An 18,643-nucleotide genomic window follows, 5' to 3' on the forward strand; every position below is an offset into this window, starting at 1 on the left:
TAGAAAATAAATAATTAAAAATAAATAGAATGTCAGACGATAAGAAAGTAATTTTCTCAATGCAGAAATTGAGTAAAACCTATCAAGGAGCAGACAAACCGGTACTTAAAAACATCTATTTGAGTTTCTTTTACGGAGCTAAAATTGGTATTTTAGGACTTAATGGTTCTGGAAAATCTTCTCTTTTAAAAATTATTGCAGGAGTTGATAAAAATTATCAAGGAGATGTAGTTTTTCAGCCTGGTTATACAGTAGGTTATTTAGAGCAAGAACCAATTCTTGATGATTCTAAAACGGTTATCGAAATTGTTCGTGAAGGAGCAGCTGAAACTATGGCTGTTCTAGAAGAATACAATCAAATTAATGATTTATTTGGTCTTGAAGAGAACTACTCAGATCCAGATAAAATGGATAAATTGATGGATCGTCAGGCAGCTTTACAAGACAAAATTGATGCTCTAGGTGCTTGGGAAATCGATACTAAATTAGAAATCGCAATGGATGCGTTACGTACGCCGGAAGGTGATACGCCTATTAAAAACCTTTCTGGAGGTGAGCGTCGTCGTGTAGCTTTATGTAGATTGTTGTTGCAACAACCTGATGTATTATTACTTGATGAGCCTACCAACCACCTTGACGCTGAGTCTGTACTTTGGTTAGAGCAGCATTTAGCACAATATTCAGGAACTGTTATTGCTGTAACGCACGACCGTTATTTCCTTGATAATGTTGCTGGATGGATTCTTGAGTTGGATAGAGGAGAAGGTATTCCGTGGAAAGGGAATTATTCTTCTTGGTTAGATCAAAAATCAAACCGTATGGCTCAAGAAGAAAAAGTAGCTTCTAAACGCAGAAAAACGTTAGAACGTGAGTTAGAATGGGTTCGTCAAGGAGCAAAAGGACGTCAAACCAAACAAAAAGCGCGTTTACAGAATTACGATAAATTATTAAATGAAGACCAAAAACAATTGGACGAAAACTTGGAAATCTACATTCCAAATGGACCTCGTTTAGGTACAAATGTTATCGAAGCCAAGAATGTTGCCAAAGCTTTTGGAGATAAATTGTTATACGATAATTTGAATTTTACTTTGCCGCAAGCTGGTATTGTTGGAATTATTGGGCCAAACGGTGCTGGTAAATCGACTATTTTCAAAATGATTATGGGAGAACAAGCTACAGACAGCGGGGAATTTTCTGTTGGAGATACTGTAAAAATCGCTTACGTAGATCAATCTCACTCAAACATCGATCCGAATAAATCTATTTGGGAAAACTTTGCTGATGGTCAGGAGTTGATTATGATGGGAGGAAAACAAGTAAATTCAAGAGCTTATTTATCTCGTTTCAATTTTGGCGGCGGTGAGCAAAACAAAAAAGTTTCAATGTTATCAGGTGGTGAGCGTAACCGTTTACACTTAGCAATGACTTTAAAAGAAGAAGGAAACGTACTTTTACTGGATGAGCCAACGAATGACTTGGATGTAAATACACTTCGTGCTCTTGAAGAAGGTTTAGAGAATTTTGCGGGTTGTGCGGTAATTATTTCTCACGACAGATGGTTCTTAGATAGAATTTGTACACACATCTTAGCTTTTGAAGGAGATTCTGAAGTTTATTTCTTCGAAGGAAGTTTCTCTGATTATGAAGAAAACAAAAAGAAACGTCTTGGTGGAGATTTAACTCCAAAACGTTTGAAATACAGAAAATTAATTAGATAATAACTAATTTCTAAAAATGTAAAAAGCCTCAAGTTCAATTGAATTTGAGGCTTTTTTAATGTCTAATTTTTATAAAATAAATTATCTGTCTAAATGACCAATCTGCGACGGCAGTTCAAATATTTCTAGGTCAAAATAAATAACCGATGCCATAATGTGGTCAAAAATATCAGACATAATGTATTCGTAATTTGCCCAGCGTTTATCACTCGAAAACGCATAGATTTCTAATGGTACGCCATGAGCACTAGATTGCAATTGTCGACACATAATATGCATATCCTTATTCAATCCCGGATGTGTTACAAGATACTGCATAATATATTTTCTAAATAAACCTAAGTTGGTCATATTGCGACCGTTAAGAGCAAGAGATTTATCAATTTCTCGAAGATCATTATACTTCTCAATTTCAGCTTGTCTTGTTTCTATATAAGAACTTATCAGCTGTACTTTTTTCATATGATTGAGATCATCGTTATTTAAAAAGCGAATACTGCTGCTTTTTATCAAAACGTGTCTTTTTATACGTCTTCCGTCAGATTTTTGCATTCCGCGCCAGTTCTGAAAAGAATCAGAACTTAAGGCATACGTTGGAATTGTTGTTATCGTATTATCAAAATTTCGAACTTTTACAGTTGTCAAATTAATTTCGATAACATCACCATCTGCACCAAATTTATCCATTGTAATCCAGTCACCAATACGAACCATGTCGTTAATAGCAACCTGAACGCTTGAAACAAATCCTAAAATGGTATCTCTAAAAATTAAAATAATAATTGCCGAAAGTGTTCCTAAAATAGTCAGCAATTCGCCTTTCTTAATTCCGAATAAAGTAGAAATAATCATGGCAACACCAAAAATCCAAAGCACGATCATAATAACCTGAACAAAACTGTCAATTGGTTTGTCGCTGTATTCTGGTTTTTGCTTTAAATAATCACGTAGCGCATTAAAAATAGTTCTGATGATCCATAAACTAATCAAAACAATATAAATTCCGACTATTTTTCCAAACATCAATTCCCAATATTCATACTTATCCAAAATAATTGGAACAGCTTTATAAATAAAGAAAAACGGAATTAAATAGGCGGTGTATTTGGTGGTTTTATTATGAATTAAATAATCATCAAATTTTGTTTTTGTGCGCTGTGCAAAAACAGCAGTTAAGGTAACCAGAACAAATTTTGCGGCATAATAAATGGCATATGCCAAAGCTATCATAACGGCAATATTAAAAATCAGGCTGATGTACGACGCAACATTGCGGTTCATTCCCCAATCTCTAAAAAGCGGATATAAAAAATTAAATATTTTATCCAAAAGTTTATGCATTACTTTCTAAATACTTTTTCTCAATATAGAATGTTCCAAAAGGAATTAATGATGCAACAAGAATAATTAAAAAGGTTTTAAAATCCCAATTTTGAGATTTTCTCAGTAATACCGCTAATATAATGTAACCAATAAATAAAACACCATGTGTCATTCCTAACGGGCGTAGTAAAGTATGATATAGTTCTGGGTTGTTAGTTTTAATAAAAAGCATATTAGCAAACAATACTAAATAAGAGATTCCCTCTAAAATCGCAGTAACTTTAAAAATCTTGAGCATATATCTGTTTTTTGAAATTATAGCAGCAAAATTAAGGATTCTGGTTGGTTTTTGAGTTATGTATCAATAAAGTAATTTACTTTTACAATCTTAAACTTTGATAATGAGCAAGCGTGATTTAAAAAAATATTTAACCGAATTGAGTAAAGAACAACTTGAGGAGCAGCTTATGGAGTTGTATGAAAAATTCAGTCCAGTAAAAGTGTATTATGATTTTGTTTTTAACCCAAAGGAAGACAAACTTTTACAAGAATCTAAGGTTAAGATTTCACAGGAATATTTTCCTGTAAAAAAAGCAGGTACAAAACGATATCCAAAAGCAAAAATGCGTCGTTCTGTAGCTCAGAAGATTATCAAACATTTTATTATGCTGGGAGTAGATCCATTTATTACAGCTGATGTAATGTTATATAATATAGAAATTGCTCAAACTTATTCTTCTCAAAACTTTGTAAAACAGGAATTGTTTTACAAAAGCATGTTAAATTCATTTGAACAAGCTGTTAACTTTATAGTTTCAAATGGAATTTTAGCAGATTTTAAAACAAGAATTGAGGGAATAAATGAAATGGTTTTAGAACAAAAATGGAGAAATAAGTACGATTTTGAAGCTATTTTAGACAAATTAAGCCTCTAAAATGCATTCCCATAAAAAATCTTATTTATAAAAAAACATTTATTTTAGGTTAAAATAAGATGAATAACTGTTTTTTCGGTGTATTTTTGCAAAAATCCAAAAACAAACAATGTCTCAAAACACTTTAGAAATAGAAAGAGAAGAGAAAAAAGAACTTTATGCATACCAAAAAGGCGATATCGATGCCATTTTTGAACGTTTAGATAATGCTCCTTCAAAACATCATTTACTATATCAATTGCCTACAGGCGGTGGAAAAACTGTGATTTTTTCTGAAATCGTTCGCCGCTATTTATCTAATAATGATAAAAAAGTAGTGGTACTAACACACCGTATTGAACTTTGTAAACAAACCTCAAAAATGTTGAAAGGGTTTGGCGTAAGTAATAAAATCATTAACAGTAAAGTAAAAGAACTGCCTGACCAAAACGATTTTTCATGTTTTGTGGCAATGGTCGAAACTTTAAAAAACCGTATCAATGATGAAAAACTGCATCTTGATAATATTGGTTTGGTTATTATTGACGAGGCACATTACAATTCATTTAGAAAATTATTAAACTCATTTAAAAATGCTTTTATTCTTGGAGTAACTGCAACACCTTTGAGTTCGAATATAAAATTACCAATGCATCAAAGTTATGATGAACTTATTGTAGGTGATACAATTGGCTCATTGATTGATCAAGGATTCTTGGCTAGAGCAACTACATATAGTTATGATGTTGGTTTAACTTCGCTTAAAGTTGGTATAAATGGTGATTATACTGTAAAATCATCTGATGATTTATATACTAATACTTTAATGCAGGAGAAATTACTCCATGCCTATACTGAACGCTCTTTAGGTAAAAAAACGTTGATTTTTAATAACGGTATTCATACTTCTTTATATGTATATGAAACTTTTAGAGAAGCAGGGTATGATATTAGACACTTAGACAATACAAGCAGTTCTGAAGAACGTAAAGATATTTTGCAGTGGTTCAAGAAAACTCCTGATGCGATTTTAACTTCGGTTGGAATTTTGACAACTGGATTTGATGAGCCTACAGTTGAAACCATTATTCTAAATAGAGCAACAAAATCATTAACTTTATATTATCAGATGATTGGTCGTGGTTCTCGTAAATTACCTGGTAAAGATGAATTTACGGTTATTGATTTAGGTAATAATGCAGCTCGTTTTGGATTATGGAGCGAACCAGTAAACTGGCAGCACATTTTTAAATCTCCAGAATTTTATCTTGAAAATCTAAGAGACGATACTGAGATCGAAATGTTTTTTAAATACACTATGCCTCCTGAGTTAAGAGCAAAATTCAGCAAAACTGCCGAAGTTACTTTTGATGTAGATGAAGAGCATAAACTGGCGATAAAACAAAATTTGCGTTCTAAAATTGTATTAGACAAATCGTTGGATCAACACGCTGCAATGTGTGTAGATAATACAGAAACACTGCAAGAAGCAAAATCATTATCTAAAGAATTAGATGACGATATTGAGTGCCGTATTAAACGTTATGCAAAATGTTTAAGCCAATGTAGTAAAAACTACCGCGAATGGCTTTTGGACGATTACAAGCAGAGATTAACCTTATTAGTAGGTAAAAAATATCGTGAAAAAATCATGAACGAACCAGATTGATAATTTGAGGTTCGATTTGTTTCAGGTTTCATGTTTCAAGTTATTGAAATCTAAACAAAATAATGATCTTAAAAGGAGAAATCACATTTCAGAGTAATTCATTCTATTGTGATTTCTCCTTTTCGAATTAATAAAACTTATTTTTAAGTTTTGAAAGTAACCTGAAACTTGAAACAAATAAAAACAAAACAAACAAAGATAAATCATGTCTAAACAATTCTCAACATTAGGTCTGTCAGCACCAATTTTAAAAGCTTTAGGCGAATTAAACATTGTTGAACCTACAGAAATCCAACAAAAAACAATTCCGCTTTTATTGACTGAAACCCATGATGTTGTAGGTTTAGCCAAAACAGGAACAGGAAAAACGGCTGCTTTCGGATTGCCTTTATTGCAATTAATTGACACTGAATTACCAGTTGTTCAAGCTGTTATTTTGGTGCCAACAAGAGAGCTTGGTCATCAAATTTTTAGAAATTTAGAAGATTTCTCAAAACATATTCCAAATATTTCAATTGCTGCAACTTGCGGCGGAATTCCAATAAAACCTCAAATTGAGCGTCTTACTGCGCCAACACATATTGTTGTGGCAACACCAGGACGTTTAATTGATTTGATTCAAAGAAAAGCAGTTGATTTAAAACAAACTCAATATTTGGTTTTAGATGAAGCCGATGAAATGGTTTCAATTCTAAAAGAAAGTTTAGATGAAATCATTGCCGAACTTCCTAAAAAGCATCGCACTTTATTGTTTTCAGCAACTTTGCCGGGAACAATTAAGCAATTGATTCAGAATTACTTAAACAAGAATGTAGTTCAGGTAAGTGCTAGTATGGAAGTAATTGGAAACCAAGGTATTGATCATGAGTATATTGTAGTGGATCCAATTGAAAAATTAGATGTTTTAATGCATTTTCTTAATTCAAAAGATGGTGAACGTGGTATTATCTTCTGTAAAACTAAAGCTGCCGTAAATAAATTAGCTAAAAATCTGGCTATAAATCGTTTTTCTTCTGGAGCAATTCACGGAAGTTTAACACAGGGAATTCGTGATAGAATTATGGAGCAGTTTCGTGAAGGACATATTAATATATTAGTAGCGACTGATTTAGCTGCGAGAGGAATTGACGTAAAGGAAATTTCTTATGTGGTAAATTACCATTTGCCAGATGCTTACGAAACGTATGTTCATAGAAGCGGAAGAACAGCAAGAGCAGGAGCAAAGGGACTTTCTTTAACTGTTTTACAGGAAGAAGAAGTTGCAGAAATTGCAGATTTCGAAAGAGAACTGGGATTAAAGTTTTCTGAGTTCAAAAAACCTTCGGCATTAAGTATTGAAGAAAATAATACGCTTTTGTGGGCAAAACAAATCTTCAAAACAAAACCAAATCATGATATTTCAAATGATTTAAAAACAAAAGTTAAAACAGTTTTCCATCATCTTACAAAGGAAGAATTGATAGAAAAATTATTAGCCAATTATGTCCTTCAGAACAAAATCGATGTAGTTGAAAAACCTGTTAAAAAATTCAAAAAGTAACAAGCATGACATTTATCATTGCATATTAAAGTTGTATATTTATAAGGTATTATTCTATAATCCTACTTAATAACAACATATAATATGAAGATAGTCATCATAGGAGGTGGTTTTGCAGGAATCAATCTAGCAAAGGAACTTGTAAACCACCCTCAAATACAGGTTACTCTTGTAGATAAAAACAATTATAACTTTTTTCCACCACTTATATATCAAGTTGCTACAGCTTTTTTAGAACCATCAAGCATTAGTTATCCTTTTAGAAAATTTTTTGCAGGAAAAAAAAACCTGCAGTTCCGTTTAGGTGAATTGCTTTCAGTAGTTCCTGCTGAAAATAAAATTATCCTTAATAACGGCGAATTGACCTACGATCATTTGGTTTTTGCAACTGGAGCTGAAACCAGTTATTTTGGAATGGAGAATGTAATGAAAAACGCTATTCCTATGAAAACCTTAAATGATGCCATCGAAATGCGTAATACACTGCTTAAAAACCTTGAAAAAGCAGCAATCACAAAAGATATTCGTAAACGTCGTAAATTATTAACTATTGTTGTTGCAGGTGGCGGGCCAACAGGAGTAGAGGTTTCAGGGATGTTTGCTGAAATGCGAAAAAACATTCTGCTAAAAGAATATCCTGAACTAGAAACATCTGCCAGCAATGTTTATTTAGTCGATGGGGGAGACGCTCTCCTTTCGCCAATGAGTAAAGCTTCGCAAAAAGATACTTTGGAGGCGCTTACAAATTTAGGAGTTGTTGTAAAATTGCACACAAGAGTAACGGATTATGTTGATGATACGGTCTTTTTTGAAAATGGAGAAAAGATTCAAACTAAAAACTTAATTTGGGCAGCTGGAGTTTCTGCTAAACTTTTTGACGGAATTCCACAAGAAAGCTACGGACGCGGCAGACGTATGGCGACAAATGAGTACAATAAAGTAAACGGTTTTGAAAATATTTATGCAATTGGTGACACCGCAATTTTAGCTGGAGATAAAAACTTTCCTGACGGACATCCGCAAGTTGCACAAGTTGCGATACAACAAGGGTTAAATCTAGCTAAAAATTTTAAAGCAATAGCACAGAATAAACCTTTAAAAGCATTTGCTTATGTAGACAAAGGATCGATGGCTATTATTGGAAAAAATAAAGCGGTAGTAGATTTACCAAGTCCTAAATGGCATTTTAAAGGATTTTTTGCCTGGGTAATTTGGTTATTTATTCACTTAATTTCCTTAATTACATACAGAAACAGATTGAATACTTTCTGGAATTGGATGGTTGCTTATTTCGCAAGAGATCAATCACTTAGAATGATTATTAGGCCTGATAAGAGATCTTAGAAATAATAAGATTCCAAAATTGGAACCAACATAAAAAAACAGAATCTTTTTAGATTCTGTTTTTTTTATAAGTAAACGAATTTTTTGGAATTTAAAAATCTAATGCCCAATTACTACATCATCATTTCCTGATAATTCTACTTTATGTTTAATAAAGCGTTTTCCAATATTTAGAACAATAAAAGCTGTTATTGTTGTTGTAGTCATAATAGCAACCATTGGCGCAATAGAATCTTTTACAAAAACACCAATCGCAAATGATGCAAAAGCACCAATTCCTAATTGAATTGCGCCCATTAATGCAGAAGCACTTCCAGTATTTTTTGCAAACGGAGCCAAAGTTAATCCAGCTGTATTTGGATTTGAAATTCCTAAACAAGCCAAGAATAAAAACAACATTCCAATAGTTTCATATAATCCCAAAAGATTATTTAAAGATAAAATTAGAAAAACAATGCTTACCACAGATTGCGAAATCAAAGCGCCGTAGATCATTTGCTCACTAGAAAATCGTTTCAATAGAATAGAATTTAATTGACTAGAACCAATAAAACTAACAGACATAAAGGCAAAAATCCAACCATAAGTTTTAGCATCAACATGATAAATATCCATAAAAATGATAGGAGAGGCCGCTACGTACGAAAATAATCCAGAAAAAGCGATTGCACCAGTAAAAGCATAAGTATAAAACTGAGGCTCTTTTAATACTTTCAGAAAATTGGTAATAATAGGTTTTGGTTTTAAAGATATTGACGGATCTGGTTTATAGGTGTTTGGCAGACCAATTTGCGAAGCTGCTAGAATAAAAATCCCCATAAACATTAAAATCAAAAATACGGTATGCCAGCCAAAATCCTCAGTAACATATCCGCCGACTGTTGGTGCTAACATTGGCGAAAGCCCAACGACAAGCATTAATAGCGAAAAAACTTTAGGAATATCTTTAACAGGAAATAAATCTCTAACCATTGCAACTGATGCAACTGTAGCAGCACAACTTCCAATGGCTTGAACAAAACGTAAAAATATAAATGAATCAATATCAGTAACATATATGCAGCCTAATGAAGCTAAAATATAGACTAATAAACCAATAAATAATGGTTTTTTTCGTCCAAATCTATCCAATAACGGCCCGTAAAGCAACTGCCCAGCTGAAATTCCGACAAAATAACTAGATAAACTCATAGAAACTTTTGCGACTGTTGTGTTCAAATCTTTTGCAATATCAGAGAAACCAGGTAAATACATATCGATTGAAAACGGACCAAGTGCGGTCAAAGAACCTAAAATAAGTATGAGTTTAATATATTTTTTTGTAGTCATTTTTTGAAATAAAAGGCGTTTAATTTTTTGCAAAGGTAAAGATTTCATATATTGTAATAGAATTAAACACATTTATATCTAAAACAAAGCATTATTAATCTTAAAAATTAAGTAATTATGAAGAAGTATATTTTGTTGTTATCGCTAGCTTTTACAGCTGTTTCATTTGCACAAACAATTACATCTAAAAAAGAAGATGTCAGTATTGAACAGTACGAATTATTAAAAAAAGTAAATCAGTATTATCCTGATATCACATTAAACAAGACAATTACAAATTTTTACGCTGACGGAAATATAATTGATTCTCAGCAAGAATTTGACGTAAGTTCGTCAAAATTTTCCAGCTATAAAATTGGCATTGAACCTGGAAATAAAAAATTATCATTTGAATATGTTTCTGATGAAACTGGAAAAGTTTACGGTGATGTTTCAATTTTTAAAGGAAATGCTTTAAGAACAACTTTTTCAGAAAAAAATAATGAAATAAACGTTTCTTTAAATGGTAAGTCGGTTTATCTGAAGAAATTAAAGCAATAGACAAATATTAGTAAAAAGCATCACAATTGTGGTGCTTTTTAGATTATCAGCCGTTCTTACGGCTGATTTATTACTTGTATACAATTTGAACTATAATTTATATTATGTAAAATAGAAAATTCAAGACGCGAGAATCTCATAAATACACTTCTGTATTGAAATTTTGTAAATATTCAAATCTCAGCGATCTTCTAGTGTATATTCCTTAAAGCCCATTATATAAAAAAGAATATTTTTGAAATGACAAAATGCATTTTAAAGCCTTGAATTTGCTAAATCTTAACATTTCTTTAAAATAATCACTTTCTAATCAAGATGCGTTCAAAGTGAAACTAAATTTTATTATTTTTACATTAGATACTTTAAAAAAAATATCAACTCTATGAATACAATTGCTGAGCATATTGCAGATTTTTTAAAAGAATACCCGCCGTTTGATAATTTGACTTTTCAAGAATTATCAGAAATAGCTACTAATATTCGTGTTATCAATTTAGAAAAACATGCTGTATTGTTTCAAAATAATGATTTATTGCACGACAGTTTTTATGTTGTTGCTTCTGGTGTCATTAATTTGACAACAATTGCCGATGCTGAGGAAACGATTATAAATAAATGTCATGAAGGCGATATTTTTGGTTTACGCCCGTTTTTTGCCAAAAACAACTACATGATGACTGCAAAAGCACGTGAAGAAAGTATAATTTATGCTATTCCAATCGCTGTTTTTAGACCATTTGTGGCTAATAATCCTGACGTTTTAAATTTTTTGTTGGAAAGTTTTGCAATAAATTCAAGGCACACTAAAGATAATGTACGTTCTAATGGAAAATTAGATGCTGACAACAGTTATATAGATCAGCAGTCAGAGATGCAATACATACAATCTCTAGCCTATAATAATTCGCCGTTAACAACTGAGGCACACCATATTGTAAAGGATGTTGCGATTTTAATGACGGAATCGATGGTAGATAATATTGTGGTTACGGAAAAGACAAAACCAATTGGTATCGTCACAAATGCCGATTTGTCTTCAAAAATAGCAACTGGTCGTTATCCAATATCTGAAACCATAGACAAAATTATGTCCTCACCTGTTGTTACCGTAATCGAGAACGTTTCTTTGGCCGAAGCGCAGTTGCTAATGCTGAAACACAATGTATCACATTTATGCGTAACAAAAGATGGTACAAGTAAATCTGCGGTAAAAGGAATTATTTCTGAGCACGATCTAATTGTCGCTCAAGCAAGTAACCCTGGTGTTTTAATTAAAGAAATTAAGCGTTCGCAGTTACCAAAAGATTTAAAACAGATACGTGATCGATTATCAGATTTAATTCAGAATTCAATTCAAAAAAACATACCAATTTCTCATATCAGCAATATTGCGAGTGAGATTAATTTGGCAATCATAAAACGTGCTGTCGAATTATCAATTTTAGACTTAGGCTCCCCTCCTGCACGATTTGCTTGGTTAAGTATAGGAAGTCAAGGTCGTAAAGAACAGCTTTTATTAACAGATCAAGACAGTATTTTGATCTTTGAAGATGTGGCTCCAGAAAAATACAGAGAAGTAAAAGATTATTTTTTAAGACTAGCAAAAAGAACTACTTCTATTCTTGAAAAAGTTGGTTACGAATATTGTCCAAACGGACATATGGGAAGTAATATGCTTTGGTGCAAATCATTGACAGACTGGACAAAACAATACAACAGCTGGATGAATACTCCAGGTGAAAATAGTAATGACTTAAGTTCTATTTTCTTTGATTATGAGATCGTTTTTGGCGAACCAAAGATCGAAGAAGTTATCGAAAATGTGATTTTTAAAAACGCTGTAAACAATACTTTGTTCTTCGACTTTTTAGGAAACGATGCCTTAAAGAGAAATTCTCCTTTAAGCTTTTTCAAAAAATTCATTGTAGAAGAAGACGGTCCGCATAAAACTAAATTTGATATTAAAACCCGTGCTTTAATGCCGTTGATTGATGGCGCGCGCTTGTTAATTTTGAATGCGAATATAAAAGGAATCAAAAATACCTATTTAAGATTCAAACAATTAGCAATTACCGATTCTAAAAATGCCGAAATATATTTAAGTTGTGCTGAAGCTTTTCTAACACTTTCAAAGTTTAGAACGGTCGAAGGTTTAAAGAATGATGATTCTGGACAATACATTAATCTAAGAGAAATGTCTAAAACAGACAAAGAAAAGTTAAAAAATGCTTTAACCCCAATGAAAGACCTTGAGGAACTTATTAAGAGTAAATTTCAACTTACACAATTCTCGTAAATATGCTAGACTGGCTTAAAAATATTAATAAAGAATATCCGGATTTTTGGAAGGATTATTTGACTAAATTAGAAACGAAACCGTCCAAGTTTGTGGTGTTGTCGACTGAAACATCTGGTTTAAATCCAAACAAAGACGTCATTCTGTCTTTGGGAGCATTTTCTGTTGTGGAAGACAGTATTTTAATTAAAGAAAATTTTGAAGCCGTTTTACTTCAATACAAGTTTTTGCAGGATAACGGACTCTCAAATGAGTTTATCATTGAAAGTAAAATGATGAAAATGCCTGAACCTGATGCGGTTGAAGCTTTTGTCAACTTTATTGGAAATGCAATTCTAGTAGGACATCATATCAATTTTGATATAGAAATGCTTAATGCAGCGCTTGAACGATTAAATTGCGGCAGATTGAAAAATGAAGCTTTAGATGTTGATGTTATGTATCGTAAATTAACAGATATTAACGACAAGCAGTTTTCGTTAAATGATCTATGTGAAATTTATAAAATCCCAAAAAGCGATCGAAACTCGTCAGCTGAAGATGCTTATAAAATCGGACTTTTATTTCTGAAATTGAAGTCTCGATTAGGAATTAAATAGTTTTAAAAAAAACAGTATAAAAAAGCCTCTTAAGTTTAAGAGGCTTTTTATTTTGCATTTATAAGGAAGATTATTTCCCTTTTCTACGTTTGCGTTCTGCTTTTATCATTGATAATTCACGGCTTGTTTGTCCTGCAACCGAAGTGTTTTCTTCAGCACGACGAATCAAATACGGCATAACATCTTTTACAGGTCCAAAAGGAAGATATTTAGCAACATTATAACCGTTTTCGGCTAAGTTGTAACTAATATTATCGCTCATTCCGTACAATTGTCCAAACCAAATTTTGTTGTCATTTTTTGCAATACCTCTTTGAGCCATCATTTCCATAAGCTTATAAGAACTTAATTCGTTATGAGTACCTGCAAAAATTGACATCGTTTCTAAATGATCTAACATATAATGTACAGCACTGTCGTAATTTACGTCTGTAGCTTCTTTAGAAACACAAATTGGCGAAACATAACCTTTTTCTTCTGCACGCTTGTTTTCTTTTTCCATGTAAGCACCGCGAACCAATTTCATTCCAATAAAAAAGCTTTCTTGTTTGGCAATTTCATGTAGTTTTTTTAAATAGTCCAAACGATCCCAACGGTACATTTGCAATGTGTTAAATACAATTGCTTTCTCTTTATTGTATTTGCGCATCATTTCGGTTACTAGATCATCAGCGGCATCTTGCATCCAGCTTTCTTCACCATCAATTAATAATGCAACATCTTTTTTATGTGCTTCGCTGCAAACTTGGTCAAAACGAGCTACTACTCTATCCCATTCAGTTTGCTCTGCAGGAGACAATGTTTGTTTTTCTCCTAGTTTTTCATATAATTCAAAACGTCCTAAACCAGTTGGTTTAAAAACGGCAAAAGGAATAGCTAAACGCTCTTTTGCAAATTCAATAGTTTTTAAGGTCATTTGTAAAGCAGCATCAAACTGCTCTTCCTCTTCTTTTCCTTCAACAGAGTAATCCAGTACAGATGAAACTCCTTTTGTAAACATTTTATCTACTACTGTAATACAATCGTCTTCGTTTACACCACCGCAAAAATGGTCAAAAACGGTAGCACGAATCAATCCTTCAACAGGAAGATGTGCTTTGATTGCAAAATTAGTAACAGCAGTTCCAATTCTTACTAAAGGCTCACTGTCAATCATTTTAAAAAGAAAATAAGCCCTATCAAGTTCCGTATCACTTTTTAGTGAAAATGCAACTTGTGTGTTATCGAATATTTTTTCCATTAAGTTTAGTTTTTATGCAAATATAAAGAGTGTTTTGAATATTATTTACTAAACAGGGGCAAATTTTTCGGTATCGTTAATAACATTCTTAGAAATATCAAATTATTTAGGTAAAAATTTACTTTTAGGGAAATATGTATTTATAAAAGTGTTCATTTTCTGCTTTTAGAACTGTCGTAAAGCTTGATTTTAAAACAAAATAGCATCAAAAATTGAATAATTATTGCTTAAAAATGCCTTATTTTGCGCTTTCAATTAACCTAAGAACTTATGAAGTCTATTCAAGCCAATAATTATCTGGTACATTTTAACCAAAATGCATACGAAGCCTTAAATAAACATTTAAAAGAGAATAAATATTCTAATCTTTTTATAATTGTTGATGACAAAACAAATGAATTTTGTCTGCCTAAGCTTTTGCCGGTAATTGAAACTGATCTTAATATCGAAATTATTGAGTTTGAGGCTGGAGAAGCTAACAAAAATATAGAAACTTGTATTCAAATCTGGAATGTACTTACAGAATTAGGTGCCGACAGAAAATCACTTGTAATTAATCTTGGCGGTGGTGTTGTTACAGATTTAGGTGGTTTTGTGGCTTCTACTTTTAAAAGAGGTGTAGATTTCATTAATATTCCAACTACGCTATTATCTATGGTTGATGCTTCAGTTGGAGGAAAAACAGGAGTAGATTTAGGAAATCTTAAAAACCAAATAGGTGTTATTAATGTACCTCAAATGGTTTTAATTGATACAGATTATCTTCAAACTTTACCGCAAAGTGAAATGCGTTCTGGTCTTGCCGAAATGTTAAAACACGGTTTAATATACGATGCAGCATATTGGAAACAATTTTTAGACTTAAAAGAGATTGATTACGACGCTTTAGATCAACTGATTTATCGTTCTGTAGAGATTAAAAACGAAATAGTAATTCAGGATCCAACAGAGAAAAACATACGTAAAGCATTGAATTTTGGTCATACTTTAGGTCATGCGATAGAAAGTTACTTTTTAGAAAGTGAAAACAAAACTACTTTATTGCACGGTGAAGCAATTGCGATTGGTATGATACTAGAAAGCTATATTTCGCTGCATAAAAACTTAATTTCTGAAGCTGAATACAACGAGATTAAAACTGCAATTAAGAGTATTTATGATGATGTAAAAGTGGAAGAAAATGACATAGATCCGATCCTTGAATTGCTTGTTCACGACAAAAAAAATGAATACGGTTTAATTCAATTTGCCTTGATTGAAGGAATCGGAAAAATAAAAATTAATCAATCCGTTGAAAATAAATTGATTCTAGAGGCGTTTCAAGATTATAAATCTTAAACTTTTTTTAATAAAAAGCATTGCTTTAGGTATATATTATTTTTTACATTTGCCACGATGAAAACAAACAATAAACAAAGACAATTCAGCTCTTACAGAAACCGTCTCAACAGTTCTTTACTAAGAATGTTGAACCGTTTTTATAATAGTAAAAGTCCGTTTTGTTTTGATGTTTTCCAATGTTCAAAAGCCGAACACGAAAAACTGCAAATTATATTTGCCAATATTAGAGTTTGAATTTTAGATTTAGCACAGTAACCTAAATTTAAAAATTACAACTTAAAATATTGAAAAATAAATGAATACAAAATATTCTGATCTAATAAATCAAACATACTACTTTCCACAAACGGAGTTTAAATTAAACAAAGACAATCTTCAATTTCACAACATCGATTTGATGAAATTGGTTGAACAATATGGTACGCCATTAAAGTTTACTTATCTGCCTCAGATTTCTGAAAACATCAATAAAGCAAAAGCTTGGTTCAGAAAATCAATGGAAAAAAATAAATACGAAGCAAAATATTACTATTGTTATTGTACAAAAAGCTCTCATTTTGAATATATTATGAATGAAGCTTTCAAAAACAATATTCATATCGAAACATCGTCTGCTTTTGATGTTAACATTGTTGAGAACTTATTAGAGAACGGAAAAATAAACAAAAGTACTTATGTAATTTGTAATGGTTTTAAAAGAGACGAGTATATTAGTAATATCGCTAGATTAATCAACAACGGACATAAAAACACTATTCCGATTATTGATAACTACGAAGAACTTGATTTGCTTCAAGGCGAAATCAAAGGGAAATTCAAAATTGGAATTCGTATCGCTGCCGAGGAAGAGCCTAAATTTGAGTTTTATACTTCTAGATTAGGAATTGGTTATAAAAATATCGTTTCATTCTACAAAAAACAGATTCAGGAAAATGATAAATTAGAGCTTAAAATGCTTCACTTTTTCATTAATACCGGAATTAATGATACGTCATATTACTGGAATGAGCTTGTAAAATGTATTAAAGTATACATTGCACTTAAAAAGGAATGCCCTACTCTAGATGGTTTGAACATTGGAGGTGGTTTCCCTATTAAAAACTCACTTGCATTCGAGTATGATTATCAATATATGATTGATGAAATTATCAATCAAATTAAAATTGCTTGTGATGAAGCCGAAGTTGATGTACCAAACATTTTCACTGAATTTGGTTCATTTACAGTAGGCGAAAGCGGCGGAGCTATCTATCAAATCTTGTATCAAAAACAACAAAATGATAGAGAAAAATGGAATATGATCGACTCATCATTCATTACAACTTTGCCAGATACTTGGGCTATAAACAAACGTTTTATTATGCTGGCAATTAACCGCTGGAATGATACTTACGAACGGGTTTTATTAGGTGGTTTGACTTGTGATAGTGACGATTATTACAATTCAGAGCAGAATATGAACGCGATTTATCTGCCTAAATACAACAAAGAAAAACCGCTTTATATTGGTTTCTTTAATACTGGTGCGTATCAAGAAACTATTGGAGGTTACGGAGGGTTACACCACTGTTTAATTCCACAGCCTAAACATATTTTAATTGATCGTGATGAAAATGGTATACTGGCTACAGAAGTTTTCTCTGAACAGCAGACTTCAGACGATGTATTGAAGATTTTAGGGTACAAGAAAAAATTGTAAAAAAAAAGAATGCAAATTAAAAGTTCATACTTAAAAAATTATTAATTTGCATAACAACGTAAGAAGGTTAAAAGCTTTTAATTCAAAAAAAAAAAATAAAAAACAAAAACAAATGAAAGGACCAATCAGTCAGTTTATTGAAAAACATTATTTACACTTTAATTCTGCTTCACTAGTAGATGCAGCCAAAGAGTACGAGCAACAATTAGCAAATGGATCTAAGATGTTGGTAAGTATGGCTGGAGCAATGAGTACTGCAGAAATTGGTAAAATTTTTGCTGAAATAATTAGACAAGATAAAGTACAAATTATTTCATGTACTGGAGCCAATCTAGAAGAGGATATTATGAATTTAGTAGCTCATTCGCATTACGAAAGAGTTCCTAATTACCGTGATTTGACACCAGAAGACGAATGGGCTTTGCTTGAAAAAGGCTTGAATCGTGTTACAGATACTTGTATTCCTGAGCATGAAGCTTTTAGACGTTTGCAAAAGCATATTTACAAAATCTGGAAAGACGCTGATGATAATGGAGAACGTTATTTTCCACATGAATTCATGTACAAAATGTTATTATCAGGCGTTCTTGAAGAATACTACGAAATTGATTTAAAAGACAGCTGGATGTATGCAGCTGCTGAGAAAAATCTTCCAATTATCGTTCCAGGATGGGAAGATAGTACAATGGGAAATATTTTCGCATCATATGTTATTAAAGGAGAATTAAAAGCCTCAACAATGAAATCAGGTATTGAGTACATGACTTTCCTAGCGGACTGGTACTCAAAAAACAGCCAAAACGGTATCGGATTTTTCCAAATTGGTGGTGGTATTGCAGGAGATTTCCCTATCTGCGTTGTACCAATGCTTTACCAAGATATGGAAATGCATGACGTTCCATTCTGGAGTTACTTCTGTCAAATATCAGATTCTACAACAAGTTATGGTTCATATTCTGGAGCAGTTCCAAATGAAAAAATTACTTGGGGTAAATTAGATATTAAAACTCCAAAATTTATTATTGAGTCGGATGCTACAATTGTTGCTCCATTAATTTTTGCATATTTATTAGATTTATAGGATATTT

15 protein-coding genes are annotated in these 18,643 nt (G+C 32.1%); 11 read left to right on the forward strand and 4 right to left on the reverse strand.

What is annotated here, in order from left to right; all coding sequences use genetic code 11:
* Nucleotides 1-29: 29 nt before the first annotated feature.
* Nucleotides 30-1,721 (forward strand): energy-dependent translational throttle protein EttA, encoded by a 1,692-nt coding sequence (gene ettA / locus ACHRV0_RS13215; RefSeq protein WP_089055672.1) that lies wholly within the window; start codon nucleotides 30-32, stop codon nucleotides 1,719-1,721.
* An 81-nt stretch (nucleotides 1,722-1,802) separates the two neighbouring features.
* On the opposite strand, the gene ACHRV0_RS13220 is transcribed toward ettA, so the two are convergent.
* Together ACHRV0_RS13220 and ACHRV0_RS13225 are read right to left on the reverse strand one after the other, a co-directional pair.
* Entirely contained in the window at nucleotides 1,803-3,062 is a 1,260-nt protein-coding gene (locus ACHRV0_RS13220; RefSeq protein ID WP_395441156.1) for a mechanosensitive ion channel family protein, read from the reverse strand.
* Nucleotides 3,055-3,342 carry a DUF3817 domain-containing protein gene (locus ACHRV0_RS13225; protein ID WP_089055674.1) on the reverse strand — a complete coding sequence of 96 codons (288 nt, stop codon included), beginning with the start codon at nucleotides 3,340-3,342 and terminating at the stop codon, nucleotides 3,055-3,057. Before ACHRV0_RS13225 ends, ACHRV0_RS13220 begins: the two co-directional genes overlap by 8 nt.
* 103 nt (nucleotides 3,343-3,445) lie before the next feature.
* Here ACHRV0_RS13225 and ACHRV0_RS13230 point away from each other — a divergent pair, with 103 nt between their 5' ends.
* From ACHRV0_RS13230 to ACHRV0_RS13245, 4 genes are all read left to right on the forward strand, one after another.
* A complete protein-coding gene (locus ACHRV0_RS13230) occupies nucleotides 3,446-3,979 on the forward strand; it encodes a DUF6155 family protein (RefSeq protein ID WP_129022471.1) in 534 nt (177 codons plus the stop codon).
* Between the two features lie 109 nt (nucleotides 3,980-4,088).
* Nucleotides 4,089-5,627, forward strand: coding sequence for a DEAD/DEAH box helicase (locus tag ACHRV0_RS13235; protein ID WP_089055676.1), 1,539 nt, complete (start codon nucleotides 4,089-4,091; stop codon nucleotides 5,625-5,627).
* A 205-nt stretch (nucleotides 5,628-5,832) separates the two neighbouring features.
* Nucleotides 5,833-7,167 carry a DEAD/DEAH box helicase gene (locus tag ACHRV0_RS13240; RefSeq protein WP_129022470.1) on the forward strand — a complete coding sequence of 445 codons (1,335 nt, stop codon included), beginning with the start codon at nucleotides 5,833-5,835 and terminating at the stop codon, nucleotides 7,165-7,167.
* Between the two features lie 84 nt (nucleotides 7,168-7,251).
* Entirely contained in the window at nucleotides 7,252-8,511 is a 1,260-nt protein-coding gene (locus tag ACHRV0_RS13245; RefSeq protein WP_370432061.1) for an NAD(P)/FAD-dependent oxidoreductase, read from the forward strand.
* A 99-nt stretch (nucleotides 8,512-8,610) separates the two neighbouring features.
* On the opposite strand, the gene ACHRV0_RS13250 is transcribed toward ACHRV0_RS13245, so the two are convergent.
* Nucleotides 8,611-9,840, reverse strand: coding sequence for a multidrug effflux MFS transporter (locus ACHRV0_RS13250; RefSeq protein WP_395441157.1), 1,230 nt, complete (start codon nucleotides 9,838-9,840; stop codon nucleotides 8,611-8,613).
* Between the two features lie 117 nt (nucleotides 9,841-9,957).
* Here ACHRV0_RS13250 and ACHRV0_RS13255 point away from each other — a divergent pair, with 117 nt between their 5' ends.
* The 3 genes from ACHRV0_RS13255 (at nucleotide 9,958) to ACHRV0_RS13265 (ending at nucleotide 13,275) form a co-directional block, all read left to right on the forward strand.
* Nucleotides 9,958-10,380: a hypothetical protein gene (locus ACHRV0_RS13255; RefSeq protein WP_089055679.1), complete on the forward strand. Its 423-nt coding sequence runs from the start codon at nucleotides 9,958-9,960 to the stop codon at nucleotides 10,378-10,380.
* Between the two features lie 382 nt (nucleotides 10,381-10,762).
* Nucleotides 10,763-12,676 carry a DUF294 nucleotidyltransferase-like domain-containing protein gene (locus tag ACHRV0_RS13260; RefSeq protein WP_089057816.1) on the forward strand — a complete coding sequence of 638 codons (1,914 nt, stop codon included), beginning with the start codon at nucleotides 10,763-10,765 and terminating at the stop codon, nucleotides 12,674-12,676.
* A 2-nt stretch (nucleotides 12,677-12,678) separates the two neighbouring features.
* Entirely contained in the window at nucleotides 12,679-13,275 is a 597-nt protein-coding gene (locus ACHRV0_RS13265) for a 3'-5' exonuclease (protein WP_089055690.1), read from the forward strand.
* A 70-nt stretch (nucleotides 13,276-13,345) separates the two neighbouring features.
* Here ACHRV0_RS13265 and ACHRV0_RS13270 read toward each other — a convergent pair whose 3' ends face one another.
* Nucleotides 13,346-14,515 (reverse strand): proline dehydrogenase family protein, encoded by a 1,170-nt coding sequence (locus tag ACHRV0_RS13270; protein WP_395441158.1) that lies wholly within the window; start codon nucleotides 14,513-14,515, stop codon nucleotides 13,346-13,348.
* A 270-nt stretch (nucleotides 14,516-14,785) separates the two neighbouring features.
* Here ACHRV0_RS13270 and aroB point away from each other — a divergent pair, with 270 nt between their 5' ends.
* The 3 genes from aroB to ACHRV0_RS13285 all read left to right on the forward strand — a co-directional run bounded on the left by aroB (nucleotide 14,786) and on the right by ACHRV0_RS13285 (nucleotide 18,636).
* Nucleotides 14,786-15,853: a 3-dehydroquinate synthase gene (aroB, locus tag ACHRV0_RS13275; RefSeq protein WP_129025955.1), complete on the forward strand. Its 1,068-nt coding sequence runs from the start codon at nucleotides 14,786-14,788 to the stop codon at nucleotides 15,851-15,853.
* A gap of 298 nt (nucleotides 15,854-16,151) precedes the next feature.
* A complete protein-coding gene (locus ACHRV0_RS13280; RefSeq protein WP_395441159.1) occupies nucleotides 16,152-17,555 on the forward strand; it encodes an arginine decarboxylase in 1,404 nt (467 codons plus the stop codon).
* Nucleotides 17,556-17,667: 112 nt separating this feature from the next.
* Nucleotides 17,668-18,636 (forward strand): deoxyhypusine synthase family protein, encoded by a 969-nt coding sequence (locus ACHRV0_RS13285; RefSeq protein ID WP_089055694.1) that lies wholly within the window; start codon nucleotides 17,668-17,670, stop codon nucleotides 18,634-18,636.
* Nucleotides 18,637-18,643 lie beyond the last annotated feature (7 nt).

The organism is Flavobacterium sp. FlaQc-30 (assembly GCF_044005885.1).
Classification (GTDB): Bacteria; Bacteroidota; Bacteroidia; order Flavobacteriales; family Flavobacteriaceae; genus Flavobacterium.